General features: G+C 69.6%; 28 protein-coding genes. 9 read left to right on the forward strand and 19 right to left on the reverse strand.

Annotated elements, in window-relative coordinates:
- Positions 1–38 precede the first annotated feature (38 nt).
- The 5 genes from AB4Z09_RS00390 to AB4Z09_RS00410 all read right to left on the reverse strand — a co-directional run bounded on the left by AB4Z09_RS00390 (position 39) and on the right by AB4Z09_RS00410 (position 4,746).
- Complete coding sequence (locus AB4Z09_RS00390) at positions 39–233, reverse strand: DUF3046 domain-containing protein (protein ID WP_114719831.1); 195 nt, start codon at positions 231–233, stop codon at positions 39–41.
- Positions 234–273: 40 nt separating this feature from the next.
- Positions 274–1,419 carry a glycosyltransferase gene (locus AB4Z09_RS00395; protein WP_174909738.1) on the reverse strand — a complete coding sequence of 382 codons (1,146 nt, stop codon included), beginning with the start codon at positions 1,417–1,419 and terminating at the stop codon, positions 274–276.
- An 82-nt stretch (positions 1,420–1,501) separates the two neighbouring features.
- Positions 1,502–2,485, reverse strand: a complete 984-nt coding sequence (locus AB4Z09_RS00400) for an LLM class F420-dependent oxidoreductase (RefSeq protein WP_114719827.1) — start codon at positions 2,483–2,485, stop codon at positions 1,502–1,504.
- Between the two features lie 104 nt (positions 2,486–2,589).
- Positions 2,590–4,101 carry a glycerol-3-phosphate dehydrogenase/oxidase gene (locus AB4Z09_RS00405; RefSeq protein WP_429519038.1) on the reverse strand — a complete coding sequence of 504 codons (1,512 nt, stop codon included), beginning with the start codon at positions 4,099–4,101 and terminating at the stop codon, positions 2,590–2,592.
- A 36-nt stretch (positions 4,102–4,137) separates the two neighbouring features.
- Positions 4,138–4,746 (reverse strand): TetR/AcrR family transcriptional regulator, encoded by a 609-nt coding sequence (locus AB4Z09_RS00410; RefSeq protein WP_114719824.1) that lies wholly within the window; start codon positions 4,744–4,746, stop codon positions 4,138–4,140.
- Positions 4,747–4,766: 20 nt separating this feature from the next.
- Between AB4Z09_RS00410 and AB4Z09_RS00415 the strand changes: the two genes are divergently transcribed.
- Together AB4Z09_RS00415 and AB4Z09_RS00420 are read left to right on the forward strand one after the other, a co-directional pair.
- A complete protein-coding gene (locus AB4Z09_RS00415; RefSeq protein ID WP_442238977.1) occupies positions 4,767–6,395 on the forward strand; it encodes an FAD-binding oxidoreductase in 1,629 nt (542 codons plus the stop codon).
- Positions 6,392–7,282, forward strand: coding sequence for a diacylglycerol kinase (locus AB4Z09_RS00420; RefSeq protein WP_114719820.1), 891 nt, complete (start codon positions 6,392–6,394; stop codon positions 7,280–7,282). Before AB4Z09_RS00415 ends, AB4Z09_RS00420 begins: the two co-directional genes overlap by 4 nt.
- 4 nt (positions 7,283–7,286) lie before the next feature.
- Here AB4Z09_RS00420 and AB4Z09_RS00425 read toward each other — a convergent pair whose 3' ends face one another.
- Together AB4Z09_RS00425 and AB4Z09_RS00430 are read right to left on the reverse strand one after the other, a co-directional pair.
- On the reverse strand, positions 7,287–8,000 hold the full coding sequence (locus tag AB4Z09_RS00425) for a PIG-L deacetylase family protein (RefSeq protein WP_442238978.1): 714 nt from the start codon (positions 7,998–8,000) through the stop codon (positions 7,287–7,289).
- 4 nt (positions 8,001–8,004) lie between these two features.
- Positions 8,005–9,225: an MFS transporter gene (locus AB4Z09_RS00430; protein WP_114719816.1), complete on the reverse strand. Its 1,221-nt coding sequence runs from the start codon at positions 9,223–9,225 to the stop codon at positions 8,005–8,007.
- 85 nt (positions 9,226–9,310) lie between these two features.
- Here AB4Z09_RS00430 and AB4Z09_RS00435 point away from each other — a divergent pair, with 85 nt between their 5' ends.
- Positions 9,311–10,192, forward strand: coding sequence for a LysR family transcriptional regulator (locus AB4Z09_RS00435; protein WP_442238979.1), 882 nt, complete (start codon positions 9,311–9,313; stop codon positions 10,190–10,192).
- On the opposite strand, the gene AB4Z09_RS00440 is transcribed toward AB4Z09_RS00435, so the two are convergent.
- Positions 10,189–10,374, reverse strand: a complete 186-nt coding sequence (locus tag AB4Z09_RS00440) for a hypothetical protein (RefSeq protein WP_114719812.1) — start codon at positions 10,372–10,374, stop codon at positions 10,189–10,191. The two genes, AB4Z09_RS00435 and AB4Z09_RS00440, sit on opposite strands and share 4 nt — an antisense overlap.
- 233 nt (positions 10,375–10,607) lie before the next feature.
- Between AB4Z09_RS00440 and AB4Z09_RS00445 the strand changes: the two genes are divergently transcribed.
- The 3 genes from AB4Z09_RS00445 to AB4Z09_RS00455 are packed head-to-tail and all read left to right on the forward strand — an operon-like array spanning position 10,608 to position 12,517.
- Positions 10,608–11,219: a biotin transporter BioY gene (locus AB4Z09_RS00445; RefSeq protein WP_114720030.1), complete on the forward strand. Its 612-nt coding sequence runs from the start codon at positions 10,608–10,610 to the stop codon at positions 11,217–11,219.
- Between the two features lie 15 nt (positions 11,220–11,234).
- Positions 11,235–11,915 carry an energy-coupling factor ABC transporter ATP-binding protein gene (locus tag AB4Z09_RS00450; protein ID WP_174909723.1) on the forward strand — a complete coding sequence of 227 codons (681 nt, stop codon included), beginning with the start codon at positions 11,235–11,237 and terminating at the stop codon, positions 11,913–11,915.
- Complete coding sequence (locus AB4Z09_RS00455) at positions 11,912–12,517, forward strand: energy-coupling factor transporter transmembrane component T family protein (protein ID WP_114719808.1); 606 nt, start codon at positions 11,912–11,914, stop codon at positions 12,515–12,517. Before AB4Z09_RS00450 ends, AB4Z09_RS00455 begins: the two co-directional genes overlap by 4 nt.
- Positions 12,518–12,577: 60 nt before the next feature.
- Here the strand turns inward: AB4Z09_RS00455 and pspM are convergent, their stop codons facing one another.
- From pspM to pgsA, 5 genes are all read right to left on the reverse strand, one after another.
- Positions 12,578–13,447, reverse strand: coding sequence for a phage shock envelope stress response protein PspM (pspM, locus tag AB4Z09_RS00460; protein WP_441346811.1), 870 nt, complete (start codon positions 13,445–13,447; stop codon positions 12,578–12,580).
- A 31-nt stretch (positions 13,448–13,478) separates the two neighbouring features.
- Positions 13,479–14,303 (reverse strand): phage shock protein PspA, encoded by an 825-nt coding sequence (gene pspA / locus AB4Z09_RS00465; RefSeq protein ID WP_114719806.1) that lies wholly within the window; start codon positions 14,301–14,303, stop codon positions 13,479–13,481.
- A gap of 185 nt (positions 14,304–14,488) precedes the next feature.
- Positions 14,489–14,845 carry a helix-turn-helix domain-containing protein gene (locus AB4Z09_RS00470; RefSeq protein ID WP_114719804.1) on the reverse strand — a complete coding sequence of 119 codons (357 nt, stop codon included), beginning with the start codon at positions 14,843–14,845 and terminating at the stop codon, positions 14,489–14,491.
- 73 nt (positions 14,846–14,918) lie between these two features.
- Entirely contained in the window at positions 14,919–15,407 is a 489-nt protein-coding gene (locus AB4Z09_RS00475; RefSeq protein WP_174909721.1) for a CinA family protein, read from the reverse strand.
- Positions 15,404–16,045: a CDP-diacylglycerol--glycerol-3-phosphate 3-phosphatidyltransferase gene (gene pgsA / locus AB4Z09_RS00480; RefSeq protein WP_442238980.1), complete on the reverse strand. Its 642-nt coding sequence runs from the start codon at positions 16,043–16,045 to the stop codon at positions 15,404–15,406. The genes AB4Z09_RS00475 and pgsA overlap by 4 nt, the downstream gene beginning before the upstream one ends.
- A 168-nt stretch (positions 16,046–16,213) precedes the next feature.
- On the opposite strand from pgsA, the gene AB4Z09_RS00485 reads away from it, so the two are divergent.
- Entirely contained in the window at positions 16,214–16,702 is a 489-nt protein-coding gene (locus AB4Z09_RS00485) for an amino-acid N-acetyltransferase (protein WP_114719798.1), read from the forward strand.
- A gap of 43 nt (positions 16,703–16,745) precedes the next feature.
- Positions 16,746–17,030, forward strand: a complete 285-nt coding sequence (locus AB4Z09_RS00490; RefSeq protein WP_174909719.1) for a YciI family protein — start codon at positions 16,746–16,748, stop codon at positions 17,028–17,030.
- 54 nt (positions 17,031–17,084) lie between these two features.
- Here AB4Z09_RS00490 and AB4Z09_RS00495 read toward each other — a convergent pair whose 3' ends face one another.
- The 3 genes from AB4Z09_RS00495 to AB4Z09_RS00505 form a co-directional block, all read right to left on the reverse strand.
- Positions 17,085–18,080, reverse strand: coding sequence for a TerC family protein (locus AB4Z09_RS00495; protein WP_174909717.1), 996 nt, complete (start codon positions 18,078–18,080; stop codon positions 17,085–17,087).
- A gap of 213 nt (positions 18,081–18,293) precedes the next feature.
- A complete protein-coding gene (locus tag AB4Z09_RS00500) occupies positions 18,294–21,068 on the reverse strand; it encodes an FtsK/SpoIIIE family DNA translocase (RefSeq protein ID WP_174909715.1) in 2,775 nt (924 codons plus the stop codon).
- A gap of 114 nt (positions 21,069–21,182) precedes the next feature.
- Entirely contained in the window at positions 21,183–21,806 is a 624-nt protein-coding gene (locus AB4Z09_RS00505; protein WP_114719790.1) for a TIGR03085 family metal-binding protein, read from the reverse strand.
- Between the two features lie 97 nt (positions 21,807–21,903).
- Here AB4Z09_RS00505 and AB4Z09_RS00510 point away from each other — a divergent pair, with 97 nt between their 5' ends.
- Positions 21,904–22,335: a pyridoxamine 5'-phosphate oxidase family protein gene (locus tag AB4Z09_RS00510; protein WP_114719788.1), complete on the forward strand. Its 432-nt coding sequence runs from the start codon at positions 21,904–21,906 to the stop codon at positions 22,333–22,335.
- Between the two features lie 6 nt (positions 22,336–22,341).
- On the opposite strand, the gene AB4Z09_RS00515 is transcribed toward AB4Z09_RS00510, so the two are convergent.
- Genes AB4Z09_RS00515 through dapA form a run of 3 tightly spaced genes read right to left on the reverse strand, consistent with a single transcriptional unit; the run spans position 22,342 to position 25,814 of the window.
- Positions 22,342–22,926, reverse strand: coding sequence for a J-domain-containing protein (locus AB4Z09_RS00515; protein ID WP_174909711.1), 585 nt, complete (start codon positions 22,924–22,926; stop codon positions 22,342–22,344).
- Positions 22,927–22,977: 51 nt separating this feature from the next.
- Positions 22,978–24,909 carry a ribonuclease J gene (locus AB4Z09_RS00520; protein ID WP_254622897.1) on the reverse strand — a complete coding sequence of 644 codons (1,932 nt, stop codon included), beginning with the start codon at positions 24,907–24,909 and terminating at the stop codon, positions 22,978–22,980.
- Complete coding sequence (dapA, locus tag AB4Z09_RS00525) at positions 24,906–25,814, reverse strand: 4-hydroxy-tetrahydrodipicolinate synthase (RefSeq protein ID WP_114719782.1); 909 nt, start codon at positions 25,812–25,814, stop codon at positions 24,906–24,908. The genes AB4Z09_RS00520 and dapA overlap by 4 nt, the downstream gene beginning before the upstream one ends.
- Positions 25,815–25,864: the final 50 nt, after the last annotated feature.

Genomic DNA, 25,864 nt, shown 5'->3' on the forward strand with positions numbered 1-25,864 from the left:
TCAATCACCGGCGGGGGTGCCGCACCGCCGGCGCCGCGCTATCTACGCTGCGGCGGAACGTCGAACTCGTCGCACAGCGCGCGCCACACCGCGCGGGGATCCTCGCCGTCCTCGATGGCGTCGACGGCGGTCTTCCCGCCCAGACTGAGGATGACGTGGTCGACCAGCAGGGAGTCGCCGCGTACCTGTCCGAACTCTTCCCGGACGAGATCATGGAATTCGGTCAGTCGCACATGTGCCACCGTAGCGGAATCGGCCGGACCGCCACGCCGCTCATGCCGCCGCCCGGCACACCGCGACCGGGTCGGCGACGTCCGCGATCCCGTCGGCCGCCCGCCGCGCGGCGGCAGCGTAGGCCGGGTCGTCGAGGACCTTCCGCACCGCGTCCCGCAGCGTCGCGACCTCCAGCGGGCGGATCATCACCCCCAGACCGCCACGGGCGACCCGGTTCGCGACCTCCCACTGGTCCCCGCCACCGGGGACCGTCACCGCCGGCACACCTGCCAGGAGTCCCTTCGCGAGCACACCGTGGCCGGCGCCGCAGATCAGCGCCGACGCATTCCGCAGCATCTCGTCCTGCCGCCCGTACCCGGCACGCACCCAGTCCGGCAGATCGATCTCGGGCTTCTCGAACAGGGTCACGAGCATCCGCACACCCAGCCCGTCGAGCGCCCGGATCGCCGTGTCGAGCATGCCGCCGGCCCCAGTCGACGCGGTGGACGGCGCCAGGACCACCAGCGGCCCGTCCCCCGGCGGCGGGTCGAGCACGTTGTCGGCAGGCTCCCACACGAGCGGCCCGACGACATGCGCGTTCGACGGCCAGTCCGGGCGCGGCACCTCGAGCGCGGGCAGGGTCGCGATCAGCCGCGCCGCCGGGCCCGGGTCCCGGGCGGACAGGCCGACGCTCACCCGCGCCTCGCTGCGCTGGACCCGCCCCTTCCGGATCGACGGCGCGGTCGCGGCCCGCAGCAGCGTGTCCCGGAGGCGGCCGCCGACACCGGTGCCGGGCGCCATACCCGACCCGATGGGCGGCAGGCCCTTCGACGGCAGGTACAGCGGGTGCGGCGACAACTCCACCCACGGCACCCCGAGCCGTTCGGCAGCCATGCCGCCGCCGACGGTGATGATGTCGGACACCACGAGATCGGGCGCGACGTCACGCATGTCGGGCAGCAGCGCCGTCGAGACGTGCGCCGCCCGACCGTGGATCTTCGATCCGGAGTCGGAGTCGTCGTCGAACTCGCGTGGCGCGAGACCACCGAGCTTGCGCGCCTCGATCCCGATGCCACGTGCGACGTCGAGCCACCGTCCCGCGGAGAAGAACACCGGATCGTCGCCCGCGGCAACGAATTTCCGACACAGCGCCAGGGCCGGGACGGCATGACCGGCCTCTGGTCCGGCGACAACAGCTACTCGCATCCGCTCAGGGTGCCACACCGGCGGCCCGCTGCAGCGCGGTCAGCGATTCCGCGCTGCGCGGGTTTCGGTCGCGCGCCTGCGGTCAGCCGCGAACGAGCGGTCCGAGGGTGCGACCGACCAGTTCGACGATGCCCGGCTGGTGTCCGTTGGCCACCAGATTGACGATCACGCCGTCGACGCCCACGTCGAGTACCCGGGTCTTGATCTGCTCGGCCACCTCGTCCGGGCTGCCGACGAACTGCCGATCCGTCGCGACGGCCCGCTCGGCCACCGACAGTGCCGACAGGTCCACGCCACGCGACAGCAGGAACTCGCGCTGCATCTCGCGGGCCCTGTCCCCGTCCTCGTCGAGCATCACGAACGCGAGAAAGCTCGTCTCGAGCGTCTTCGGGTCACGGTCGACCTCCTCGCAGCGCTGTGCGAGGGCCTCGAGTTTGCGCGGCAGCTCGGTCGCGTTCGCGATGATGTTGAGGTGGTCGGCGTAGCGGGCCGCGAGTCCGAACGTCTTCTTCTCGCCGCCGCCACCGAGCATGATCGGCAGGTCGTCGCGGATGCGGGGCTCGTTGATCGCGTTCTCGACGTGGTACCACTTGCCCTCGAACGTCGGCCGGTCGCCGTGGAGCATCGGCGAGATGATCGCGAGCGCCTCCGTGAGCCGCTCGAACCGGTCGGTGAACGTGCCGAACTCGAATCCCAACTGCTGGTGTTCGAGCTCGAACCAGCCGGCGCCGATGCCGAGGACCGCCCGGCCGCCGCTGACGACGTCGAGCGTGGACACCGTCTTGGCGAGCATCGCCGGGTTCCGGTAGGTGTTGCCGGTGACCAGTGCGGACAATTGGATCGAGTCGGTGGCCGTCGCGATTCCGGCCAGTGCCGTGTAGGCCTCTAGCATCGGCTCGTCGGGCTCGCCGATCCCCGGCAGTTGGTAGAAGTGGTCCATCACGAACACGGCGTCGAATCCGGCCGCCTCCGCCTCCCGAGCCTGGGCGATGACAGTCGGAAACAGGTCGCGGACGGGAGTCGAGTAGCTGAAGTTCGGAATCTGGTACCCGAGTCGAATACTCATGACATTCGACGCTACGCCCGCAACGGTATTCGCGCGCCCCTTCCTACTCGCGGTTCACTCGGCCGTGACGCTGTCGCGATCACCGGCCCCTGACACTGCCGCGATCAGTCGCGGGTCAACGCGTCCTCCGCGGCTGGCATCGCCCGCTCCCGATCGGCCGCGACCAATCCGATCCGGGTGCGGCGGTCGAGCAGATCGTCGACGTCGAGCGCGCCCTCGTGGCTCACCGCGAACGCCAGTTCGGCATGCGTGACGTCGATACCCTCGGCGATCGGCGTGAGCGCCCCCGCCTCGGCCACCAGGCCCGCTTCGCTGCCGTACCGCGCGACCAGCGACGGCGGCAGGTTGCGAGGCGCGGTGCGCGTGGCCCCGACTGCGGGCAGGTCCGTCGTCACGCACGATCGCGCCGTCAGACCGCCTGCAGCGACGGCCGCATCGACCGCATCCTGCGCCATCTTCCGGTACGTCGTGAGCTTGCCGCCGACCACACTGACGACACCGTTCGACGAGCGCAGCACCGCATGGTTGCGGGACAGATCCGCGGTCTTCCCCTCGCCGCTGTCGAGGAGCGGGCGCAGACCCGCGTACGTGCCGACGACGTCGGCGCGCGTGATCGGAGTGGCCAGCGCGGTGTTGACGGTGTCGAGCAGAAAATCGATCTCGCCGTCGGATGCGGCGGGGACGTCGGGCAGCGGACCGTCGACGGCCTCGTCGGTCAGGCCCAGGTACACGCGCCCCAGCTGCGCCGGCAGCGCGAACACGAAACGGTTGGTCTCGCCCGGGATGGGCACGGTGAGCGCCGCGGTGGGGTTCCCCAACAACTCCGCGGGCAGCACCAGGTGCGTGCCGCGACTGGGCTTGAGCCGGATGTCCGGGTCCACCTGCCCGGCCCAGACACCCGCGGCATTGACGACGGCTCGGGCACGGATCGTCATCTCCTCGCCGGTGATCTCGTCCCGCAGGCGGGCCGACTCGCCGGTCACGTCGTACGCGCCGACGCGGGTCAGGATCGTCGCACTGTGGGCGGCCGCGGTCCGGGCGAGGGCCACGACGAGACGGGCGTCGTCGACCAGCTGTCCGTCGAACGCCAGGAGACCGCCACGCAGGCCGTCGCGGCGGACGGCGGGCGCGAGCTGCGCGGCCCGCGCCGCCCCGACCCGACGGGACCGCGGCAGCACCGACGCGGGCGTCCGAGCGGTGATCCGCAACGCGTCACCTGCGAGGAATCCGGTCCGGACCAGGGACTTCTCGAAGAAGCTGACCGACGGCAGCAGCGGCACCAACTGCGGCAGTGCCCGCACGAGGTGCGGCGCCGTCCGCGTCATGAGGATTCCGCGCTCGACGGCACTCTCCCGCGCGATCCCGACATTGCCGGACGCCAGGTACCGCAGTCCGCCGTGCGCCAGCTTCGAACTCCACCGGCTGGTCCCGAAGGCGAGGTCGTGCTTGTCGACCAGCACCGTGCGCAGGCCGCGCGACGCGGCGTCCAGTGCCGTTCCGACGCCGGTGATGCCGCCACCGATCACCAGGACGTCGACGACACCGCCGTCCCCGAGATCGGACAGTTCCCGACTGCGACGCTGGGCGTTGAGCGCGGACTGCGCATTGTCCTGCACTGTTCCTCCTGGAAGTGGGTCGGTGGTGGTCGGTGGTCAGAGCACCGAGCGTGGCGCTAGATAGGAGTCGACGGCGACACGCAGTTCCTCGACGAGCGCGGCCGCCGGCAGCAGCTCGGCCACCATCCGCGCCGACTGGACCGCCGACTGGACGGTGAGCAGCACCATCGTCGCCATGTGCACCGGGTCTGCGGTGCGGATCGAGCCGTCGTGCTGTCCGGCGGCGATGGCGGCCGCGACCACCTCGACGATGGCCCGCTGACTCGTTCCGAGTCGATCGACGACGTACGTCATGAGCATGTCCGGGTCGGATCGCAGGATCTTCTCGAACAGGGGGTGATCGCGCATCTCCGTCGCGACGTCGACGACGGCCTGCACGAGCTGGAGCCGCGCGGGAGCGTCACCGATCATGTCCGGGATCGCCGTACGGATCTCGCGGGTCAGCAGGTCGGCGACGACCGCCCGGGTGTCCGGCCAACGCCGGTACACGGTGGGCCGACTCACGCCGGCGCGGCGGGCGACCTCGGCGAGCGTCGTGCGACGCAGCCCGAAGTCGAGCACGCACGAGCGTGCCGCGTCGAGGATCTGGTCGTCGACACTCGGAGACTCCCCGGCAGATCCGGAAACTTCGTTACAGATAGACATCGTGTGTAACACTGTAACGCATGTCCGATGCCTTCGTGCCCGAAGTCCCCGCCACCACGGCCCCCACCATGGAGTGGGACGCCTGGGGTGTCGCCGAGTCCCGCCGACACCTGTCGCCGCAGATCACGACCCTGCTCCAGCAGGCACTCGGGGTCTCCGTCGAACAGGCAGCGCCGCCCACCGAGTCCGACGTGACGCTGCGCGAGAGCACCCTCGGCCACGCCCTCATCGCCGCCCTCCGCGAACTCCTCGGCGCCGACCACGTCCGCACCGACGACGCGTCCCGCCTGCGGCACGCCGGCGGCAAGAGCACCCCGGACCTGCTGCGCCGCAAGGCCACCGACCCGCAGGACGCTCCTGACGCGGTCCTGCTGCCCGGCTCGCACGACGAGGTGCTGGCACTGCTGCGGTTCTGCGCGGCCGAGGGTGTCGCGGTGGTCCCGTTCGGCGGCGGCACCAGCGTCGTCGGCGGTGTCGACCCCGCCCGCGGCCGGTTCCACTCAGTAGTCGCCCTCGACCTGCAGCGACTGAACGCGCTCACCGATCTGGATCCGGTGTCCGGCGTCGCGACGCTGCAGGCCGGCCTGACCGGCCCGCAGGCGGAGCAGGTCCTCGGCGAGCACGGGTTCTCCCTCGGCCACTTCCCGCAGAGCTTCCAGTTCGCCACGATCGGCGGGTTCGCCGCGACCCGGTCATCGGGACAGGCGTCCGCCGGGTACGGCCGCTTCGACGACATGGTCGAGTGGCTGCGCGTCGCCACCCCGTCCGGCACCCTCGACCTCGGACGCGGTCCCGCCTCGGCGGCCGGCCCCGACCTGCGCGAGTTGTTCGTCGGCTCCGAGGGCACTCTCGGCATCATCACCGAGGTGGGCCTGCGCGTGCACCCGGTCCCCGAACGCACCGGGTACCAGGCCTGGTCGTTCCCCGACTTCGAGACCGGCGCCGCCGCGCTGCGCGCCGTCGTCCAGTCCGGGTCCGCGCCCACCGTGATGCGTCTGTCCGACGAGGCCGAGACCGGCATCAACCTGGCGCTGGCCGGCGACATCGGCGGCGACAGCCCCACCGCGGGCTGCCTCGCCATCACCACCTTCGAGGGCACCGACGCCCACGTCGAGGCCCGCTACGCCGAGGCGACCGCACTGCTCGCCGCGTCCGGTGGCACCGCACTGGGTGAGGGGCCCGCACAGTCGTGGGAGCACGGCCGCTTCGACGCCCCGTACCTGCGTGACGCGCTGCTGAACGCGGGCGCGATCGCCGAGACCCTCGAAACCGCCACGCGCTGGTCCAATCTCGCGAACCTGCGCACCGCAGTCACCACTGCTCTCACCGAATCGCTTGCGGCACAGGGCACGCCGGCCCTCGTGATGTGCCACATCTCGCACACCTACCCCACCGGTGCGTCGCTGTACTTCACCGTGGTGTGCGCACAGGCCGACGATCCACTGTCGCAGTGGGCCACCGCCAAGCGCGCCGCGGGCGATGCGATCATGGCCGCGGGCGGCACCATCACCCACCACCACGCGGTGGGCCGCGACCATCGGCCGTGGATGGAGACCGAGGTCGGTCCGCTGGGTGCGCGCGTCCTGCGGGCGGTCAAGGACGCAATCGACCCCGCCGGAATCCTCAACCCTGGCAAGCTCATCCCATGACGAAATCGGTCACGGTCCTGACGAATCCGGCCGCGGGCAGCGGCCACGCCCCGTGGGCGTCCGCCGCCGCCGTGGCCCGTCTGCGGGAACGCGGCGTCACGGTCACCGAGATCGAGGGCCGGTCCGCGGACGAGGCATTGGAACTGGCACGCAAGGCCGTCGCCGAAGGCACCGACGCACTGGTCGCCGCCGGCGGCGACGGCCTGGTCAGCATCGCGTGGCAGGCGTTGGCGCAGACCGGGACTCCGCTGGGCATCGTCCCCGGCGGCACCGGCAACGACCACGCGCGCCTGTTCCACATCCCGGTCGACGACCCGGTGGCGGCCGCCGACATCATCGCCGCGGGCGACGTCGCGACCGTCGACCTGGCGCGGACCGGCGACCGCTGGTTCGGCACCGTGCTGTCGAGCGGATTCGACGCCCTCGTCACCGACCGCGCCAACCGGATGCGGTGGCCCAAGGGCCCGATGCGCTACAACCTCGCGATGGTGGTCGAACTGGCGCGGCTGAAGCCGATCCCCTACCGGATCGTGCTCGACGACCGCACCATCGAACTCGACGCGACGATGGTGTCGGTCGGCAACGGCACCTCCTACGGCGGCGGCATGCTCATCACACCGAATGCGAAACTCGACGACGGCCTCCTCGACGTCACCGTGGTCGCGTCGGGTGGCCGGTTCAAGCTGGTGCGCCTGTTCCCCACCGTCTACAAGGGCACGCACGTCGACCTCGACGAGGTGCAGACGTTCCGGACCCGAAAGCTGCGGCTGGAGACCGGCATCCCCGTCACGTCGTACGCCGACGGCGAGTTCGTCGGGCAGTTGCCGATCGACGTCGAGGCCGTCCCGGGTGCGGGACGCGTCATCGTCGGAGCCCCACTCGACTAGGCGGTCAGCCGCCGAAGACGTACAACTCGAAGCCGACGGCCCGTTCGGCGTCGAATCCAGGCTTGGGCCCGGTGGACATCTCGATCTGCCGGGCCGCCTGGTCCAACACCGGTTCGTCGCTGAGCGCCTCGAGGTACGCGCGGTGCTCGCACAGCGATTCGACGGCGCGCTCGACCGTCGCGGCGACGTCCACCGCGTGCGTGGTCCCGACCATCGTGTTCACGGCGGCCCACCGCACGCCCGCCCACGGCGGTTCGGTGAGCTCGGGGAAGATCCACTCGTTCGCGGCGTCGGCGACGGCGTCGAGGACACCGAGCCCGACGGCCCGGTGGTCGGCGCTGTTCAGGAACCCCGGCCCCCACGTCTCGCGGTGGTTCATCGTGACGACCATCTCGGGGCAGTGCGTCCGGATCACCCGGGCCAGGTCCCTGCGCAGATCCGGCCCGTATTCGATCCGGCCGTCGGGATAGCCGAGGAATTCCACCTTCGACACACCCACGATCGCGGCCGAACGTCGCTCCTCGTCCTCGCGCAGCGGCCCGGACTGCTGGGGGTGCAGGCCCGCGATCCCCGCCTCACCGCTCGTGACCAGGACGTACCGAATGTCCTTGCCCTGGTCCGTCCATCGGGCGACAGCCGCCGCGGCCCCGTATTCGATGTCGTCGGGATGGGCGACGATCACCAACCCGCGCTGCCAGTCCTCGGGAATGGGTTCCATGTCCTCAGGATGCCTCCGCGGCGGCGACCGCGCGCGCGGAAACGCGCAGATCGAGCCACCACACCGCGAGAACGGCGAGCGACAGGCCCGCGCCCGCCCAGCACACCCCGGCCCACCCGTGCGTCGCCCACACCAGCGACCCCAGCGCGGATCCGGCAGCGCCGCCTACGAAGTACCCGGTCATGTAGACCGCCGTCACGCGCGAGCGCGCCTGCGGCGCAAGCGCGTAGATGACACCCTGATTGCTCACGTGCACACACTTGAGCGCGACATCCGAGATCAGGACCGCGAGTACGAACGCGAGCAGGCTGGTGCCGCCGAGTCCGAACAGCACCCACGACGCGAGCAGCACCACCGCCCCCACGCCGGCGGTCGCCTGCGCGAGCCCCCGATCAGCGAGACGTCCGGCCACGTTCGCCATCACCGCACCCGCGACACCAGCCAGCCCCACGAGTCCGATCGCGACGTCGTCGAGGCCGAACGGTTCGGCCGCGAGCACGAACGCCATCGCCGCGAAGACCGTGCTCGCGGCCGCGAAGCTGAGCGCGCTCATGGCCGTCGCCGTGCGCAGGCGGGGCTGATCGCGCAGGAGCGCACCCATGGACGCGAGGATCGCGCCGTAGCCCAGACCGTGCCGATCCCGCGAACTCGGCAGCGCCCGCCACAGCACTGCGGCGATCAGCAGCATCGCGACCGCACTCACGCGGTACACGGTCTGCCATCCCCCCAGGGGCGTGAGCAGTCCGGCGACACTGCGGGCCAGCAGGATCCCGACCATGAGGCCGCTCATCACGGTGCCGACCGCGGTCGCGGAGCGCCCCGGTTCGGCGAGTTGGGCGGCAAACGGCACGAGCACCTGCGCCGCCACCGAGAACAGGCCCGCCATCGCGGTGCCCACCATGAGCCACCCGATCGACGGCGCGAACCCGCAGACGGCCTGGCCGACGGCGGCGAGCAGCATCAGCCCGACGCTCAGCACCCGTCGGTCCCACAGGTCCCCCAGCGGCACCAGGAACATCAGCCCGAGCCCGTAGAACACCTGCGACACGGTGACGGTCACCGCGGCAGTCGACTGATCCACGTCCAGGGCCGACGCGATCGAGTCCAGCAGCGGCTGGTTGAAGTAGTTGCCGCCCACGCACAGACCGGTGGCGACGGCCATGACGAGGAGCAGTCCCGGCGACAGCACCGGACGGGTCGGGGTTCGGGATTCGGTGACACTCACGCGAGCAATTCTTTACCCCGAGCAATCATCTGTCTAACATCTGAATCAGATCGGATTGATCGTCAAACCAGATCGAGGTAGTGCGATGGAACTGCGCCAGCTGCGATACGCGATCGCGGTCGCCGAGGAGAGGCACTTCACCCGTGCCGCCGGGCGCCTCCACGTCGCCCAGTCCGCCCTCAGCCACCAGGTGCAACAGCTCGAGCACGAACTCGGGACCCCGCTCTTCATCCGCACGAGCCGCCGCGTGGAACTGACCGAAGCCGGTGAATCCTTCGTGCTCCACGCCCGGGAGGTGCTCGCGGCGGCCGAACGGCTCCGGGGCGAAGTGTCCGCCACCGGACGCACCGTCAGCGGCACCCTTCGGATCGGCACCATCACGACCCTCACCCAGGTCGACCTCGCCGCACTCGTCCGAACGTTCCTGGAGGCGAACCCCGGGGTGGACGGGCACGTCGTGTCGTCGATGAGTGAATCGATCGTCGAGCAGGTCGACGCCGGCGACCTCGACCTCGGATTCATCGGGCTGTGGCACACCCGGCCCCGCGCCGGGCTGACCGCCCGCGTGCTCGGCACCGAACAGCTCGTCGCCGTCGTCGGACCGGAACATCCGTGGACGTCCCGCACCGCGGTCACCCTGCTCGACCTCGCCGGGGTGCCGACCATCGACTTCCCGGAGGGAACGGGGGCGCGTCGTCAGAGCGACGACGCGTTCACCATGGCGGGCCTGCCGCGCACCGTCGTGGCGCAGGCCGGTTCGGCGACGTTGGTGGCCGCACTCACCGCGGCCGGCGTCGGAGTGGGCTTCCTACCGGAGTCCGACGCGATCACCCGCCCCGGACTGCATCTGCTGCGGATCGCCGACGCCCCGATCCGCACGGTGCACATGATCTCGAAACCGACGCTGGTGACGCCGACCGGCCGCGCATTCGCCGACCTCGTCGATCGTCACCTGGCCGGACGCTAGAACCGGGTCTTGTCGGTGCTGCGATCGCTGCCGGAGGTTCCCGACATCGCCTTGAACAGCATGTAGAGCCCGAACACGATCGCGCTCACCGCCAAGATCCAGAACAGCCCCTTCACCAGCGCACCGACCAACATGAACGCGATCCACACCAGCGCCACGATGCCGACAATCTTCCAGAACACGATGTGCCTCCTGCTTGGTTCTCTACCTACGATCCTACGAGCGCGGCACCTCGATGGTTGCACGTGCCGAATCGGAAATCAGCAGCTCAGCGGCAAGTTCAGGGAAAGATGGGTGATCACCCTGAGGCCGCCGACCGGACTGGGATACGTCGTGACCGGCGGGTTGACATAAGCTCGGCGGGTTGGACCCGATCCGTCCCGTTCGCGAACACCACGAGGAGCAGTCGATAGCCGTGTCGCCGTCATCCCCCACGGGCACTCCCCGCAACACCGCCCGCGATCTGGCGCAGATCGCCGTCTTCGCAGCCCTCATCGTGGCGCTGGGTCTGCCCGGCACGATCAACGTCGGCGGCTCGGCGGTACCGATCACACTGCAAACCCTCGGCGTCATGCTCGCCGGCGCCCTCCTCGGCCCCCGCAAGGGCACGTTGTCGGTGCTCACGGTGATCGTCCTCGGTCTGGCGCTGCCGGTCCTCGCCGGTGGGCGGACCACGCTCGTCTCCCTGGCCAGCCCCACGGCGGGCTTCCTGATCGGCTGGCTGCCCGCGGCGGCCGTCATCGGATGGCTCAGCTACAAGATGCTGCCCAAGTACAACGTCTTCGGCGGCATCGCCGTCAACGTGATCGGCGGCATCGTGGTGCTGTACGCATTCGGCATCCCCGGCATGCTCCTGAAGACGGATCTCACGGTCTCCGGCGCGTTCGCCGCGAACCTCACCTACCTGCCGGGCGACGTGATCAAGGCGGTCGTCGCCGCGGTCGTCGCCGCGCAGGTCCACCGGGCGTACCCCGCGCTCGCCGCGCGCCCCTTCCCCGCAGCACCGGTGCGGGCCGACGCCGCATAGATCGACTGCTGCACGATGAGCGAGATCCGATTCGACGGCGTTCACCACTCTTACGGTGAGCGCACCGTGCTCGACGGAATCGATCTGGCGCTCACCGAGTCACGGATCGGGATCATCGGCGCCAACGGCAGCGGCAAGTCCACGCTGGCGCGGATGATCAACGGTCTGGTGTCGCCGGCATCCGGGACGGTGTCCGTCGACGGGCTCGATACCGCCCGCAAGGGGCGTCAGGTCCGCCGCAAGGTGGGGTTCGTCTTCACCGACCCCGACCATCAGATCATCATGCCGACGGTGTCGGAGGACATCGCCTTCTCGCTGCGCCGCAGTTCGCTGAGCAAGTCCGAGCGGGCCGACCGGGTGGCACAGGTCCTCGCCGACTTCGGGCTGTCCGGGCACGCGGACCATCCGACGCACCTGTTGTCGGGCGGGCAGAAACAGCTGCTCGCGCTCGCGGCGGTGATGGTGACCGACCCCGACGTACTGGTCGCCGATGAACCCACGACGCTGCTGGACCTGCGCAACGCGCGACTGATGCGGTCGACGCTGGCGGGTCTCCGCCAGCAGTTGATCGTCGTGACCCACCATCTGGACCTGCTCGACGACTTCGACCGGGTGATCGTCATCGACCGCGGCGGCGTTGCAGCCGACGGCACACCCGGAGAGGCCATCGCGCACTACCGCGAGCTGATCGGATGACGACGCTCGGCCTCTACTCCCCCGGCACCTCGCTGCTGCACCGCCTCTCGCCCGGTCCGAAACTCATCGCGATGGTGGTCCTGATCGTCGCCGTGACGGTCCTGGTGCGCCAGCCGTGGCACCTGCTCCCCGCGGTCGCCGTCGTCGCGGCCCTGTACGCGGCGGCGCGTGTTCCGCTGCGGGTCGCGCTCGCGCAGCTGCGTCCGCTGCTGTGGGCGCTGCTGTTCATCGGCGCATTCCAGGTGATCTTCACCGGCTGGGAGCGCGCGGTCGTCGTGTGCGGAACGATCGTGCTGGCCGTGGCGCTGGCGGCACTGGTCACGCTGACCACGCGGGTGTCCGACATGCTGGAGACGGTCAGCCGCGCCCTGCGGCCGCTGCGCCGGGTCGGGGTGAATCCCGACCGTGCCGGGCTGGTGCTCGCGATGACGCTGCGGTGCATCCCGCTGCTCACCGGCATCGTGCAGCAGGTCTCGGACGCCCGGAAGGCCCGCGGGCTCGGCTTCTCGCTGCGCGCCCTGGCGGTGCCGGCCGTCGTGTCGGCGCTGATGACCGCCGAGGCCATGGGCGATGCCCTCGCCGCGCGCGGAGTGGACGACTGATGTGATTGTCGTGGACGACTGATGTGACAGTCGTGGACGACTGATGTGACAGTCGGCTGGTCAGCGACGGAAACGGCGGTCGATCTCGTCGACCTCGCCGAGGGCCTCGGCCCAGCCCTCGAGCCGATCCGACGCCGACAGCAGCTCTTCCCGTTGCCGATCGAGCAAGGTGTACGACGGCGACTGCGCGGGCGCGGTCATCTTCGCGGCAGCGGTGACGAGCCCCTCGTACTGCGCGACACCGATGTCGAGTTGCTCTCCGGCGGCCCGGACAGACTGCTGGAGGTGTGCGGCGGCCGCGGCCGTGCCGCGCCCGGCGCTCTCCATCGCGACGACATCCGCGGCGACGGCCCGCAGCGCTGACGACGCCGACCGCGCGGTCTCTCCCGTGTGATCGATTTCCTCGGCGTCGACGATCGCAGATCGGCTCAGCACGCCGAGCAGTTGGTGCAGGCCGCTCTCAGCGCTCGCGAGTCGTTCCATCGGGGCACGGGCGGCCGATCCGACGGGTGGCAGCGGTTGCCGCGTGACGGTGGCGGGTGGCAGCGGCACCGACGTGAGGTGCCGATACGTGCTGACAGCGACCACTGCGGGAATGGCGAACAGCGCTGCGGCGCCGCCGGTCGCGACGATCGTCCAGTCGGGGGCCGACGCGGCGGCGAGCGATGCCGAACCCACGACGCCCGCACCCGAGGCGATTCCGAACCTGGTTGCCCGCTTGCGGGCACGTCGACGCTTGCGCAGCATGCGTTCCCTGGGGTCCGACCAACGCCGCATCGTGTCGGCGACGGTTCCGCCGACCTCGCGCAGCACGCTCCCCGCACTGGTGACGGCGGAGGCGGCACTGGCCGCGAGACCCGCGCTCTCTTCGAATGCAGAGGTGGCCGGCCGGGACTTGCGCCCGGACCGGCCACCTCGTGTGTTGCTCATCGAACCGATGTCGTTGTCGTCGCGCAGGCTTCTACTGCGCGGGGGTCTCGCCGTTGGCGGATGCCGTGGGCGGCTCGGGGGCGATGGCAGGCTTGGCCGGCGCGGCGGCGGTGCCGCCGGACGGCAGGGCGTCGCCCTTCATCGATGCGCGGATCTGCTCGAGGCGGCTGTGACCGGCCATCTGCACGCTGGCCTGCTGCACCTCCATCATGCGACCCTGCACCGAGTTCTGGGCCAGCTCGGCCGAGCCGAGGGCGTCCGCGTAGCGGCGCTCGATCTTGTCCCGGACAGCGTCGAGGCTGGGGGTGTTGCCGGGGGCGGACAGCGTGCTGTCCATCGAACGCAGCGACTCGCTGACCCGCTCCTGCATCTTCGCCTGTTCGAGCTGGCTGAGCAGCTTGGTCCGCTCAGCGACCTTCGCCTGCAGCGTCATCGCGTTCTGCTCGACGGCCTTCTTGGCCTGGGTGGCCGCCTGCAGCGACTGGTCGTGCAGGGCCTTGAGGTCCTCGACGCCCTGTTCCGCTGTGACCAACTGGGCGGCGAAGGCCTCGGCAGCGTTGGTGTACTGCGTGGCCTTCTCCATGTCGCCGGCGGCGGCGGCCTGATCGGCGAGGGTGACGGCCTGACGCGCGTTGGCGTTGAGCTTCTCCACCTCGTCGAGCTGGCGGCTGAGCTTCATCTCGAGCTGGCGCTGGTTGCCGATCACCGATGCAGCCTGCTGGGACAGTGCCTGGTGCTGACGCTGGGCGTCCTCGATCGCCTGCTGAATCTGAACCTTGGGGTCGGCCTTCTCATCAATTTTGGAATTGAAGAGCGCCATCAGGTACTTCCATCCCTTGACGAAAGGATTAGCCATGGGTGTGATCCTGCCTCCATCTGCTGCGCCGCGCGATGCGCGACCCGATGCGCGACCGTCACGCATCGAACTCGGGCTCTGCCCCTACCTGCTCGTCCGATCGGAGGCCACCGACCGGAGTCGCTCGGTGATTCCTCGATCTTCTGTTTGTGAATCTAGCCGTTTCCGTGGTTCGACGGCACCGCTTACGCCGCCGCCAGCGCACGCGCGCTGGGCGCCGGGATCACGACGCGCGTGTCCTGTGCGATGCGACCGCTGACCTTCCGCGGGTCGGTCGCCACGGCACCGCGGTCCACGTTCTCACGCGGCGCGACGGCAAGCGTCTCGCTCACGTCGACCAATACCTCGGAGAGTGGAACCTCGAGGGCGTCGCAGATGGCCGCGAGCAACTCGCTCGACGCCTCCTTCCGGCCCCGCTCGATCTCGGACAGGTAGCCGAGACTGACCCGAGCGCTGTTCGACACCTCGCGCAGGGTCCGGCTCTGCGAAACGCGTGTGCGCCGAAGACTGTCACCGATTGCCTCACGCAATAGCAGCGCCATCTCGCTCCTCCTTCATCCGACACCCCACTCGTGAATACAAACGCACGAGCGCAAGCGATTGGTTCCCAAAACCCTATCGCGACAAACGTTCGAGCAAACTCGACACCGCCGAGCGGACGCTGCCGAGACGAATTTCCCACCGATCACCGTCCAGGTCCAGGGCTGTGACCTCGGTTCCGTCGGGTCCGGCCACAGCGAGGAAGACGGTTCCCGGGCCGAGCCCGTCCTGCGGGTCCGGGCCGGCCACCCCGGTCAGTCCGACGCCCCAGTCTGCGCCGCATCGCGCGCGTGCGCCGTCCGCGAGCTGCGCCGCGGTGGTCGGTGCCACCGGACCGTCACGATTGAGGACGTCGGCGTCGACACCGGCGAGCGCGCCCTTGAGCTCGGTCGCGTACACGATCAGCCCGCCCCGGAGCACATTGCTCGCCCCCGGCACACCGGCCAGGGTCGCCGCGAGCAGGCCCGCGGTCAGCGACTCCGCCGTCGCGATGGTCTGCCCGCGGCGGGTCAGCGCCTCCACCAGTTCGCGGGCGGGCACCGCACCCGTCAGCGGGTCGGTCATGCGCGCCCGGCGCCGGCGCGAAGTCGCACCGCCTGGACCACGTAGTCGAGGCCGGTCGCGACCGTGAGCACCACTGCAAGGCCCATCAGCGCCGCGCTGAACGGTGCGAAGCCGTCCGGCAGAGGAACGAGATAGAAGCCGATCGCCGCTGCTTGGACCAGCGTCTTCAGTTTCCCGCCGCGCCCGGCGGGGATCACGCCGTGGCGCAGGACCGCGAAGCGCATCAGCGTGATCCCGAGTTCGCGTGCCGCGATGATGCCCGTCACCCACCACGAGAGGTCCCCGAGCATCGACAGTCCGACGAGCGCGGCGCCGATCAGAGCCTTGTCGGCGATCGGGTCGGCCATCTTGCCGAAATCGGTGACCAGACCGTGCTTGCGGGCCAACTGCCCGTCGATCCGATCCGTGATGGCGGCCACCGCGAAGATCGATGCCGCCGCGATTCGCCAACCCGTGGAATGACCACCGTCGGCGAACAGCGCGGCAAGGAACACCGGCACCAGGACGATACGCAGCACCGTCAGGATATTGGCGATGTTGACCAGGGGAACCGGGGCGTGCGGGGCGACGCCGTCGGCGGGCAACGCGTCCGGGGCGGCGGCAACGTCTCGACGCGGCGAGTTCTTCGGCGCACTCACGGCCGCGCCGATCCGACGGTCAGCCCAGGCACACCCGAGACGAACGGGACGTGGTGTGGGGCGATGGATCGGGGCGGCACACTGCTCACAATATCTGTTGCGGCTACCACTACTGTGCACCACATGACATCTGGGACTCCGACGGCTGGAACGAACGAGGCTGAAGAGATGCTGGTGCGCCGCGCGCGCACCTCGGACGTACCGGAGATCAAGAGGCTGATCGACATCTACGCAGGAAAGATCCTGCTCGAGAAGAATCTCGTGACGCTGTTCGAGGCGGTTCAGGAGTTCTGGGTCGTCGAGCAGGCCGGCGCGGTCGTCGGGTGCGGTGCGATGCATGTGCTGTGGTCCGACCTGGGCGAGGTCCGGACTGTCGCGGTCGACCCCCAGGTGAAGGGCCGGGGCGCGGGCCATCTGGTGGTCGCGAAGTTGATCGAGGTGGCGCGCGAACTCGAATTGGAGCGGCTGTTCGTGCTGACGTTCGAGGTGAACTTCTTCGCCAAGCACGGGTTCGCCGAGATCGAGGGCACCCCGGTTACCGCGGAGGTGTACGCGGAGATGTGCCGGTCGTACGACACCGGCGTCGCGGAGTTCCTGGACCTGAGCTACGTCAAGCCGAATACGCTGGGTAATACCCGTATGCTGCTGACGCTCTGAGCACTCCGGACCCCGCACTTCCAGATCCCGGGAACGAGGAATCATGCCACTGTTCGCCGTCGAGTACACCTACGCGCACGAGAAGTCCGCGGAGCGCGACGATCACCGCACCGATCACCGGGCGTGGCTGGCCGATCTGGTCCGCCGCGGCATCGTGCACTCGTCGGGCCCGTTCGCGGACGGCAGCGGCGCCCTGATGATGGTCGAGGCGTCGTCCACCGACGAGGTGGAGTCCCTCTTCGACCAGGATCCGTTCGCGAAGGCCGACCTGGTGGAACGACGGGTCGCACGCGAATGGATCCCGGTCTTCGGCGTCTTCGTCAAGTAGTCCGTCGAGCAGTCCGAGACGGTGCCGGCCGGGTCTCCCCGGCCGGCGTTCCGCCTAGTTGTGGACCGGCGTGTCGTCGGACTGGTTGCGGGTCTTGATCAGGCTCGCCACCGCGGTCACCGCGAGCACACCGAGGATGACGCCCAGCGACATCACCGTGGAGATCTCCGGCACCGCCACGTGCTCACCACCGTTGATGAACGGCAGCGTGTTCTCGTGCAGCGCGTGCAGGACCAGCTTGACGCCGATGAACGCGAGGACGATCGAGAGGCCGTACGACAGGTAGACCAGGCGCTCGAGCAGACCGCCGATGAGGAAGAACAGCTGACGTAGACCCATCAGCGCGAACGCGTTGGCAGTGAACACCAGATACGGCTCCTGCGTGAGGCCGTAGATCGCGGGGATCGAGTCGAGCGCGAACAGGACGTCGGTGAAGCCGATGACGACCAGCGCGAGCAGCAGCGGGGTTGCGACACGCTTACCGTCGATCTTGGTGACGAGCTTGTCGCCGTCGTACTCCTCGGTGGTCGGCAGGAACCGCTTCGCGAGGGAGACGACCTTGCTCTCCCGCTCCTGCTCGGACTCGGCCTCGTGACCGGAATCCTTGACGAGTTTGGCCGCGGTGTAGATCAGGAACGCGCCGAACAGGTAGAACACCCAGCTGTAGGTGTTGATCGCCGCTGCACCCACGGCGATGAAGATGCCGCGCATCACGAGCGCCATGACGATGCCGATGAGCAGGACCTTCTGCTGGTACTGCCGCGGCACCGCGAACGTCGACATGATGATCACGAACACGAAGAGGTTGTCCACGGACAACGCCTTCTCGGTGACGTAGCCGGCGAAGTACTCGCCACCGAACGTGGTGCCCCATATCGACATCACGACGAGTCCGAAGATGATCGCGATGCCGATGTAGACCGCGGACCAGAACGCGGATTCGCGGAAACTCGGGGCGTGCGGGGTGCGCACGTGCGCAAAGAAGTCGAAGACGAAGAGTCCGAGGATCACCACGCAGGTGATAACCCAGACGAGCGGGGAGACGTGCATCAGCGATAGCCCTCCGGTAGGTACGTTTCACCACCGGAGGTCTCTCCCGCGAACCCACCGGTCGGGCGACCGGGGCGGATCCGCCGACAGAACCGGACCGGCAACGGTGCCGATCGTGTTGACGAGTCTGTCGCAGGATTGGGGATACTCCCCTCCAAAGTGCTTTCTATTGAACCACACGGGCCCGGCCGCGGCCGAACTCGGACATAACGGTCAGTTCCCGTCGTCCGAGGATTCCGGATCGCCGCCGCGGATCGACCACAGCAGCCCCTCCAGTTCGTCGGGCTTGATCAGCACCTCACGCGCCTTCGACCCCTCGCTGGGGCCGACGACACCACGGGTCTCCATCAGGTCCATCAGGCGGCCGGCCTTCGCGAACCCGACGCGCAGCTTGCGCTGCAGCATCGACGTGGAACCGAACTGACTCGACACGACCAGCTCCACGGCCTGCAGCAGCACGTCCATGTCGTCGCCGATGTCGGGGTCGACGTCCTTCTTCTCCCCTGCCTTTGCCGCGGTGACACCCTCGGTGTACTCGGGTTCGGCCTGGTTCTTGGCGAAGTCGACGACCGCCGAGATCTCCTCGTCGGTGATGAACGCGCCCTGCATGCGGATCGGCTTGCCCGCTCCCATCGGGAGGAACAGCCCGTCGCCCATGCCGATGAGCTTCTCGGCACCCGGCTGGTCGAGGATGACCCGCGAGTCGGTGAGCGACGACGTCGCGAACGCCAGGCGGGACGGCACGTTCGTCTTGATCAGACCGGTCACGACGTCGACCGACGGCCGCTGCGTCGCGAGGACCAGGTGGATACCGGCGGCGCGCGCCTTCTGCGTGATGCGCACGATCGCCTCCTCCACGTCGCGGGGCGCCGTCATCATGAGGTCGGCGAGCTCGTCGACGATCGCGAGGATGTACGGGTACGGGCGGTAGACCCGCTCGCTGCCCAGCGGCGCCGTGATCTCACCGGACTTGACCTTGGAGTTGAAGTCGTCGATGTGCCGCACCCGGCTGGCCTGCATGTCCTGGTAGCGCTGCTCCATCTCCTCGACCAGCCACGCGAGCGCGGCCGCCGCCTTCTTCGGCTGGGTGATGATCGGGGTGATCAGGTGCGGGATGCCCTCGTACGGCGTCAGCTCCACCATCTTGGGGTCGATGAGGATCATCCGGACCTCGTCCGGGGTGGCTCGGGTGAGCAGCGACACCAGCATCGAGTTGACGAAGCTGGACTTACCGGAGCCGGTGGAGCCCGCCACCAGCAGGTGCGGCATCTTCGCGAGGTTCGCGCTCACGAAGTCGCCCTCGATGTCCTTGCCGAGGCCGATGACGAGCGGGTGATGATCCTTGCGGGTGGCCGGCGCGGTCAGGACGTCGGCCAGGCGCACCATCTCGCGGTCCGAGTTCGGCACCTCGATGCCGACGGCCGACTTGCCGGGGATGGGCGCGAGCAGTCGGACGTTGTCGGTAGCCACCGCGTACGCGATGTTGCGGGCGAGCGCGGTGATCTTCTCGACCTTGACGCCCGGACCGAGTTCCACCTCGTAGCGGGTGACCGTCGGCCCCCGCGTGTAGCCGGTGACCGCGGCATCGATCTTGAACTGCTGGAGGACCTCGGTGATGGCCTCGATCATCGCATCGTTGGCCTTGCTGCCGAGCTTGGGCGGATCGCCTTCGATCAGCAGGGACGTGGGCGGCAGCGCGTAGTCGCCCTCGACGACCCGATCCGGGACGAGGGCCTCCATCTCCTCCTTCGCCGGTTCCGGCTTGGGGGCGGGCGTCACCTTGGCGCGCGGCTTGGGGCGCGGCGGCGCTGCGGTCGGCTCGGGCTCCGGTTCGGGCGCCGGCGGCTCGGGCGTCGGGTCGCCCGGATCCCACAGCCCGAGGACCTCGGTCTCCACGTCGGGGTGGACCTCGTCGGTCGGGTAGTTCTGTTCCGGCGTGGTCGGTCGACGACGCGGGGTCCTGCGCGCCGGGCGCGCAGCTTCCGCGGCGCGGGCAGCGTCGGCAGCCTCGTCTACGGGGTACCCGTCAGCATCGAAACGAGACACATCGTCGTCGTAACCGGCGTCGTAGTCGTCGTGGAAATCAGGGTCGTCGGCGTGGTCGTAGGCGTCGTCGTAGTCGTCGTGGTAGGACGTGCCGAAGTACGCCCGGAACCGTTCCGGAACCTCACGGACGGTGGTGCCGGTGAGCAACAGGACACCGAAGAACATCGCCAGCAGGAGCAGCGGCACGGAGAGCCACGCGGTCACACCACTGGTGAGCGGTCCGGCGACGATGTAGCCGACCACGCCGGCGCCTGCCGACCAACCGTCCGATGCGGTCGGGGAACCCGAAGCGATGTGCCACAGACCCACAGCCGGCAACCCGACGAGAAGCGATCCGAGGATCAGTCGCGGCCGGATGTCCGGTTTGGGTTCGGTCCGCATGAGCACGACCGCGATCGCGACACCGAGGATCGGCAGAATCGCCGCGACCGCGCCGACCACGGCTCGGACGCCGGATTCGATCCACTCCCCCACCGGACCGCCCGCGGAGAACCACATGCCACCGGCGATCACGACGCTGACCGCGATCAGCGCGAGCGCAATGCCGTCACGCCGGTGGCCGTGCTCGATCTCGGTCGCCTTGCTCATCGTGCGCGTCGTCGCTCCGACGCCCTTGGCCACCATTGACCAGCCGGCACCGATGCCGCGACCGACCGAGGACAGAGCGCTGCCACTGCCCGACGACTTCGCCGCGGGCCGACGGGTGCCCGCGCCACCGCGTGGGGCCGCGGTCTTCCGCGGCGCCGACTTGCGAGGCGCGGACTTACGAGGCGCGGACGACTTGCGTGCCGACGACGACGCACCGGTTGCGCGCCCGGAGGCGCGGGTTCCCGTGGACGAGGTTCGAGAGGACGAGGCTCGGGTGGACGACGATGAGCGCGCGCCCGTCCGCGTCGTGGACGCTGTCGAACTCGATCCGCGGGCGCTCGTCTTCCCTGCCATACCGGCCAGGTTAGTCGCTACGGCCCCATCCGGACCATCCGCAACACCCGCCACACCGGTTCACCAGGCGGGAAGATGCGTCACACCACCCGCGGACGCCGGCCGCCGGTCGACTCAGAAACTACGATCCAGCGCCGCGAGAGCGGCGACGTCGCCGGGCGTCCCGTCGAACTCGATGCGGACCTCGTTGCGCCCGAACGCGTGCAGCAGCAGTTCGGCGGGCTCTGCACGCAGGGTGACTGTCGCCGCGCCTGCCGAGCGGACGGTCTCCCTGCCGCCGTCGGGGCGTTCGAGGACCACGCTCACCGGAGACCGGCGGTAACCGACTCGTCCGATCCGGGTCGCGAGCGCCCACAGCTTGTCCCGCAACCCGGACGGCAACGTGCGCGGCTGCCAGTCGGGCTGAGCACGCCGGACGTCTTCGTGGTGGACGAACATCTCCCCGAGATTGGCCTTCTCGTCGACGAGGCGGAACGGAGACCACACCGGCGGCCCGGACCGGACGTCGTCGAGCAGTGTGTTCCAGTCGCGGCCGGCGATGCCGTGCTGGACGCGCTCGGTGTAGCCGGACAGTGGGCCGATCATGATGCCCGGTGCGGCATCGAGTCGGCGTTCGCGCAGCACCAGGTGCGCGGCCAAGTCGCGGGCGGTCCAGTCGCCGCACAGTGTCGGCGCATCCGGTCCGACGGCGCGCATCGTGTCGACCAGGGCGTGGCGTTCGTCACGGGCGTAAGGCACACCACACGGTAACCGCAGATCTGCCGAACCGCCCGAACTCGTCGGCGGGCACCCCTAGCGTGGTAGGTGTCCGATCCCGGTGCGAGAGGAGCGACACATGTCGAAGACCACGATGTCCGAGAACGAACGCGAGCAGTTCCTCGCCGATCTGCATATCGGGGTGATTGCGGCCGAACGCGACGGCCGGGCACCGCTCGCGGTACCGATCTGGTACGACTACTCCCCCGGCGGAGACGTCATGGTGTGGACCGAACGCGGCACCGTCAAGGAGCGCCTGATCCGAGCCAGCGGACGATTCAGTCTGTGCGCGCAGGTCGAGCAGCCGCCGTACCGCTACGTCAGTGTGGAAGGCCCGGCCACCTTCCAGGACACCGTCACCCCCGACGACGTCCGGCCCCTCGTGCAGCGGTACCTGCCGGAGGCGGAGGCGGAGGCGTTCATCGGCGAATCGTTCAACGACAGCGCGGTCCTGATCCGGATGCGCCCGGACCGCTGGTTCAGCGTCGACTACGGCAAGCTCGAGTCGTGACGGGAGTCAGCGCGCAGCGCGCAGCCTTCTGAAGAAGCGACCGAACCGGCGACGCCGGGCGCGTTCGAAGCGCACCTCGGCGCGTCGGATCTCGCCGTAACCGGCCTCGGTGAGCGCGGCCGCCGCGAGGGCGCGCCGCGCCCGGCGCGTCTCCTCGTCGAGCCGCCCGTGGTCGGGCCCGCCGGCGGGGCCGGTTCTCGCCCCGCGTCCCGCCCGCCACCGCGCGAGCACCTCGTCCACGTCGACGCGCCGGATCGGCACCTGCGGGCCGGACGGGTTGCGGAGCCACTCCGCGATCCGTCGGTTGAGTCGGGCGACCTCGGCGCGCACCTCGCTTTCGGTGCGCGCGCCCCGCACCGTGTCGGGCAACCGCTCGATGTCCTTGCGTAGCCGCAACGGCTCCGGCAGAAGGTCGTCCGCCGAAAGGCCTTGGCGTCGAAGGTATCCGCGAACCCAGTCGTCGGCGTCGCCCGACGGAATGGGTTTCCCCGCCCCCGCGAGGTTCTCGAAGTCGCCACGTTCGTATGCGTTCCGAATCTGCGTCTCGACCCAGGATTCGAACGTGGTGCGCGGGGGCTTGCGCTCGGTCACGGTCGCGACAACCTCCTCGTTCGTCGCGTACAGCCGAGCCCGGCCGTCGGGCTACGGCACGCCGATGACGGTGGGCACGATCATCGGACGACGGCGGTACTTGTCCGCCACCCAGCGTCCCACCACCCGGCGCACGGCCTGGGCGATCCGGTGGGTGTCCGTGATGCCCTCGCCCGCGAGTCGCACGAGCTCCGACTCGACCAGCTTGGCGGCTTCCTTGAGGGCCGCGGGATCGTCGGAGAAGCCGCGACCGGACACCTCGGGTGTGCTGACCGCGCGGCCCGTAGCCGAGTCCACCGCGAGCGAGATGGAGATGAATCCGCCCTCGCCGAGGATCAGTCGGTCCGACAGCGTCGAGTCACCGACGTCGCCGACCGAGTTGCCGTCGACGTACACGTGACCGACGGGAACTCGTCCGACGATCTCCGCGAGGCCGTCGACCATGTCGACCACGACGCCGTCCTCGGCGAGCACGATGCGCTCCTCCGGGACACCGGTCGCCTTGGCCAGCGCGGCGTTGGCGCGCAGGTGGCGCCACTCGCCGTGCACCGGCATGGCGTTGGTGGGGCGCACCGCGTTGTACAGGTACAGCAGCTCGCCGGCGGACGCGTGACCCGAGACGTGCACCTTGGCGCTCTGCTGCGTCACGACGGTCGCGCCGCGCTTGGCGAGGCCGTTGACGACCGCGAACACCGAGTTCTCGTTGCCGGGGATCAGCGACGACGCGAGCACGACGAGGTCGTTGGCGCGGATGTTGATCTGACGGTGCTCGCCGCGGGCCATCCGCGACAGCGCCGACAGCGGCTCGCCCTGCGAACCCGTGGACACGAGCACGAGCTTGTCGTCGGGCAGGTTCGCGGCGGTGTCGATGTCGACGACCAGGCCGTCCGGCACCGAGAGGTAGCCGAGGTCCTGCGCGATCTGCATGTTGCGGACCATCGAGCGGCCGACGAACGCGACGCGGCGGTTGTACCGCTTGGCGACGTCGACGACCTGCTGGATGCGGTGCACGTGACTCGCGAACGACGCGACGATCACGCGCTGCGTGGCCTTGCCGATGACGTTGTCGAGCACGCCGCCGATTTCGCGTTCGGGCGTGACGAAGCCGGGCACCTCGGCGTTGGTGGAGTCGACGAGGAACAGGTCGACGCCCTCGTCGCCGAGGCGGGAGAAACCGGCCAGGTCGGTGAGGCGGCCGTCGAGCGGCAACTGATCGAGCTTGATGTCACCGGTGTGCAGCACGACACCGGCCGACGTGCGGATCGCGACCGCGATCGCGTCCGGGATCGAGTGGTTGACCGCGAAGTACTCGCACTCGAACGGGCCGTGGGTGGTCCGCTCGCCCTCGGTGACCTCGATGAGGTTGGGGCGCTGCCGGTGCTCGCGGCACTTGGCCGCCACCAGCGCGAGGGTGAACTTGGAGCCGACGATCTTGATGTCGGGGCGCAGGCGCAGCAGGAACGGAATCGCGCCGATGTGGTCCTCGTGACCGTGCGTGAGGACGACGGCCTCGACGTCACCCATCCGGTCCTCGATGTACCGGAAGTCCGGGAGGATCAGGTCGACGCCGGGCTGCTGGTCCTCGGGGAACAGCACGCCGCAGTCCACGATCAGCAGCTTGCCCTGGTGCTCGAAGACGGTCATGTTGCGACCGATCTCGCCGATGCCACCGAGGGCGACGACCCGCAGGCCGTTCTTCGGCGCCTTCGGCGGGAGGCCGAGCCGATCGGTCGGGTCGGCCGCCACGGGCGCGGGGGCCTTCGACCGCTGAGCCTTCTTGGCCGGCGACTTCCGGGCGGCAGCCTTCTTCGGAGCTGGCTGCTCGGGGGCGGACCGCTTCGGGGCGGCCTCGCTCCCCGACTTCACCGACTTCGCCGACTGCGCGGGCTTCTCGGCCGCGGAAGCCGGGGCGGTCTGTTCGGCCGCCGGGGTCGGCGGGCCGGCCTGACGGGAGGCGCTACGACGACGTGTGGGACGGGTCATGCGAGCACCCCCGCAGCGTGCAGGTCGGCAGCCAGGATGTCGATCTGCTCGGTGGTGGGCGCGACCTGGGGCAGGCGCGGCTCGCCGACGTCGATACCCATCAGTCGCAGGCCCGCCTTCGACGCGCTCACGCCGCCGAGACGCGCGACGGAACGGTTCACCGGGACGAGGCTCAGATTGATCTCCTGGGCCTTGGCGATGTCGCCCTCCCCGAACGCGGTGTGCAGCGCGCGCAGGCGCTCGGGCACCAGGTGGCCGATGACGCTCACGAATCCGACGGCGCCGACGGACAGCCACGGCAGGTTGAGCGGGTCGTCACCCGAGAAGAAGTCGAGGTCGGTGGTGCCGATCAGTTCGGCGCCGGCGTTGAGATCACCCTTGGCGTCCTTCACCGCGAGGATGCGCGGATGGTCGGCGAGACGGCGAATCGTCTCCGTCTCGATCGGCACCACGGAGCGGGGTGGAATGTCGTAGAGCATCACCGGCAGATCCGTGGCATCGGCGACGGCCGTGAAGTGGGCGTACAGGCCGGCCTGCGGCGGGCGCGAGTAGTACGGCGTGACGACGAGCAGTCCGTGTGCGCCCGCGCGGGCGGCGTCACGAGCCAGTTCGACGCTGTGCGCGGTGTCGTTACTGCCGGCACCGGCGACGATCTTGGCGCGGTCGCCGACGGCGTCGATGACGGCCCGCAGCAGCTCGAGCTTCTCGTCCTCGGTGGTGGTGGGCGATTCGCCGGTGGTTCCGGCCAGTACCAGTCCGTCGCAGCCGTTGTCGACAAGGTGGGTGGCCAGCCGTACGCCGGCGTCCACGTCCAGCTTGCCGTCCTTGGTGAACGGGGTCACCATCGCCGTGAGGACGGTGCCGAACGGACGCTCGACGGAAGCAGCTGAATCACCGTAGGTCATGGTCAGAAGGCTACCCGGTCTGCGTTACAGACTTGAACACCACGGCACCC

The organism is Rhodococcus sp. TAF43, from assembly GCF_052113525.1.
Taxonomy (GTDB): Bacteria; Actinomycetota; Actinomycetes; order Mycobacteriales; family Mycobacteriaceae; genus Prescottella.

Excerpts from the sequence above, each read along its gene's own strand:
- AB4Z09_RS00395 (WP_174909738.1), bottom strand. The coding sequence starts at position 1,419 with ATGCGAGTAGCTGTTGTCGCCGGACCAGAGGCCGGTCATGCCGTCCCG.
- AB4Z09_RS00400 (WP_114719827.1), bottom strand. The coding sequence starts at position 2,485 with ATGAGTATTCGACTCGGGTACCAGATTCCGAACTTCAGCTACTCGACT.
- AB4Z09_RS00410 (WP_114719824.1), bottom strand. The coding sequence starts at position 4,746 with ATGTCTATCTGTAACGAAGTTTCCGGATCTGCCGGGGAGTCTCCGAGT.
- AB4Z09_RS00415 (WP_442238977.1), top strand. The coding sequence starts at position 4,767 with ATGTCCGATGCCTTCGTGCCCGAAGTCCCCGCCACCACGGCCCCCACC.
- AB4Z09_RS00420 (WP_114719820.1), top strand. The coding sequence starts at position 6,392 with ATGACGAAATCGGTCACGGTCCTGACGAATCCGGCCGCGGGCAGCGGC.
- AB4Z09_RS00425 (WP_442238978.1), bottom strand. The coding sequence starts at position 8,000 with ATGGAACCCATTCCCGAGGACTGGCAGCGCGGGTTGGTGATCGTCGCC.
- AB4Z09_RS00435 (WP_442238979.1), top strand. The coding sequence starts at position 9,311 with ATGGAACTGCGCCAGCTGCGATACGCGATCGCGGTCGCCGAGGAGAGG.
- AB4Z09_RS00450 (WP_174909723.1), top strand. The coding sequence starts at position 11,235 with ATGAGCGAGATCCGATTCGACGGCGTTCACCACTCTTACGGTGAGCGC.
- AB4Z09_RS00455 (WP_114719808.1), top strand. The coding sequence starts at position 11,912 with ATGACGACGCTCGGCCTCTACTCCCCCGGCACCTCGCTGCTGCACCGC.
- pspM (WP_441346811.1), bottom strand. The coding sequence starts at position 13,447 with ATGAGCAACACACGAGGTGGCCGGTCCGGGCGCAAGTCCCGGCCGGCC.
- pspA (WP_114719806.1), bottom strand. The coding sequence starts at position 14,303 with ATGGCTAATCCTTTCGTCAAGGGATGGAAGTACCTGATGGCGCTCTTC.
- AB4Z09_RS00470 (WP_114719804.1), bottom strand. The coding sequence starts at position 14,845 with ATGGCGCTGCTATTGCGTGAGGCAATCGGTGACAGTCTTCGGCGCACA.
- AB4Z09_RS00475 (WP_174909721.1), bottom strand. The coding sequence starts at position 15,407 with ATGACCGACCCGCTGACGGGTGCGGTGCCCGCCCGCGAACTGGTGGAG.
- AB4Z09_RS00485 (WP_114719798.1), top strand. The coding sequence starts at position 16,214 with ATGCTGGTGCGCCGCGCGCGCACCTCGGACGTACCGGAGATCAAGAGG.
- AB4Z09_RS00490 (WP_174909719.1), top strand. The coding sequence starts at position 16,746 with ATGCCACTGTTCGCCGTCGAGTACACCTACGCGCACGAGAAGTCCGCG.
- AB4Z09_RS00495 (WP_174909717.1), bottom strand. The coding sequence starts at position 18,080 with ATGCACGTCTCCCCGCTCGTCTGGGTTATCACCTGCGTGGTGATCCTC.
- AB4Z09_RS00500 (WP_174909715.1), bottom strand. The coding sequence starts at position 21,068 with ATGGCAGGGAAGACGAGCGCCCGCGGATCGAGTTCGACAGCGTCCACG.
- AB4Z09_RS00510 (WP_114719788.1), top strand. The coding sequence starts at position 21,904 with ATGTCGAAGACCACGATGTCCGAGAACGAACGCGAGCAGTTCCTCGCC.
- AB4Z09_RS00520 (WP_254622897.1), bottom strand. The coding sequence starts at position 24,909 with ATGACCCGTCCCACACGTCGTCGTAGCGCCTCCCGTCAGGCCGGCCCG.
- dapA (WP_114719782.1), bottom strand. The coding sequence starts at position 25,814 with ATGACCTACGGTGATTCAGCTGCTTCCGTCGAGCGTCCGTTCGGCACC.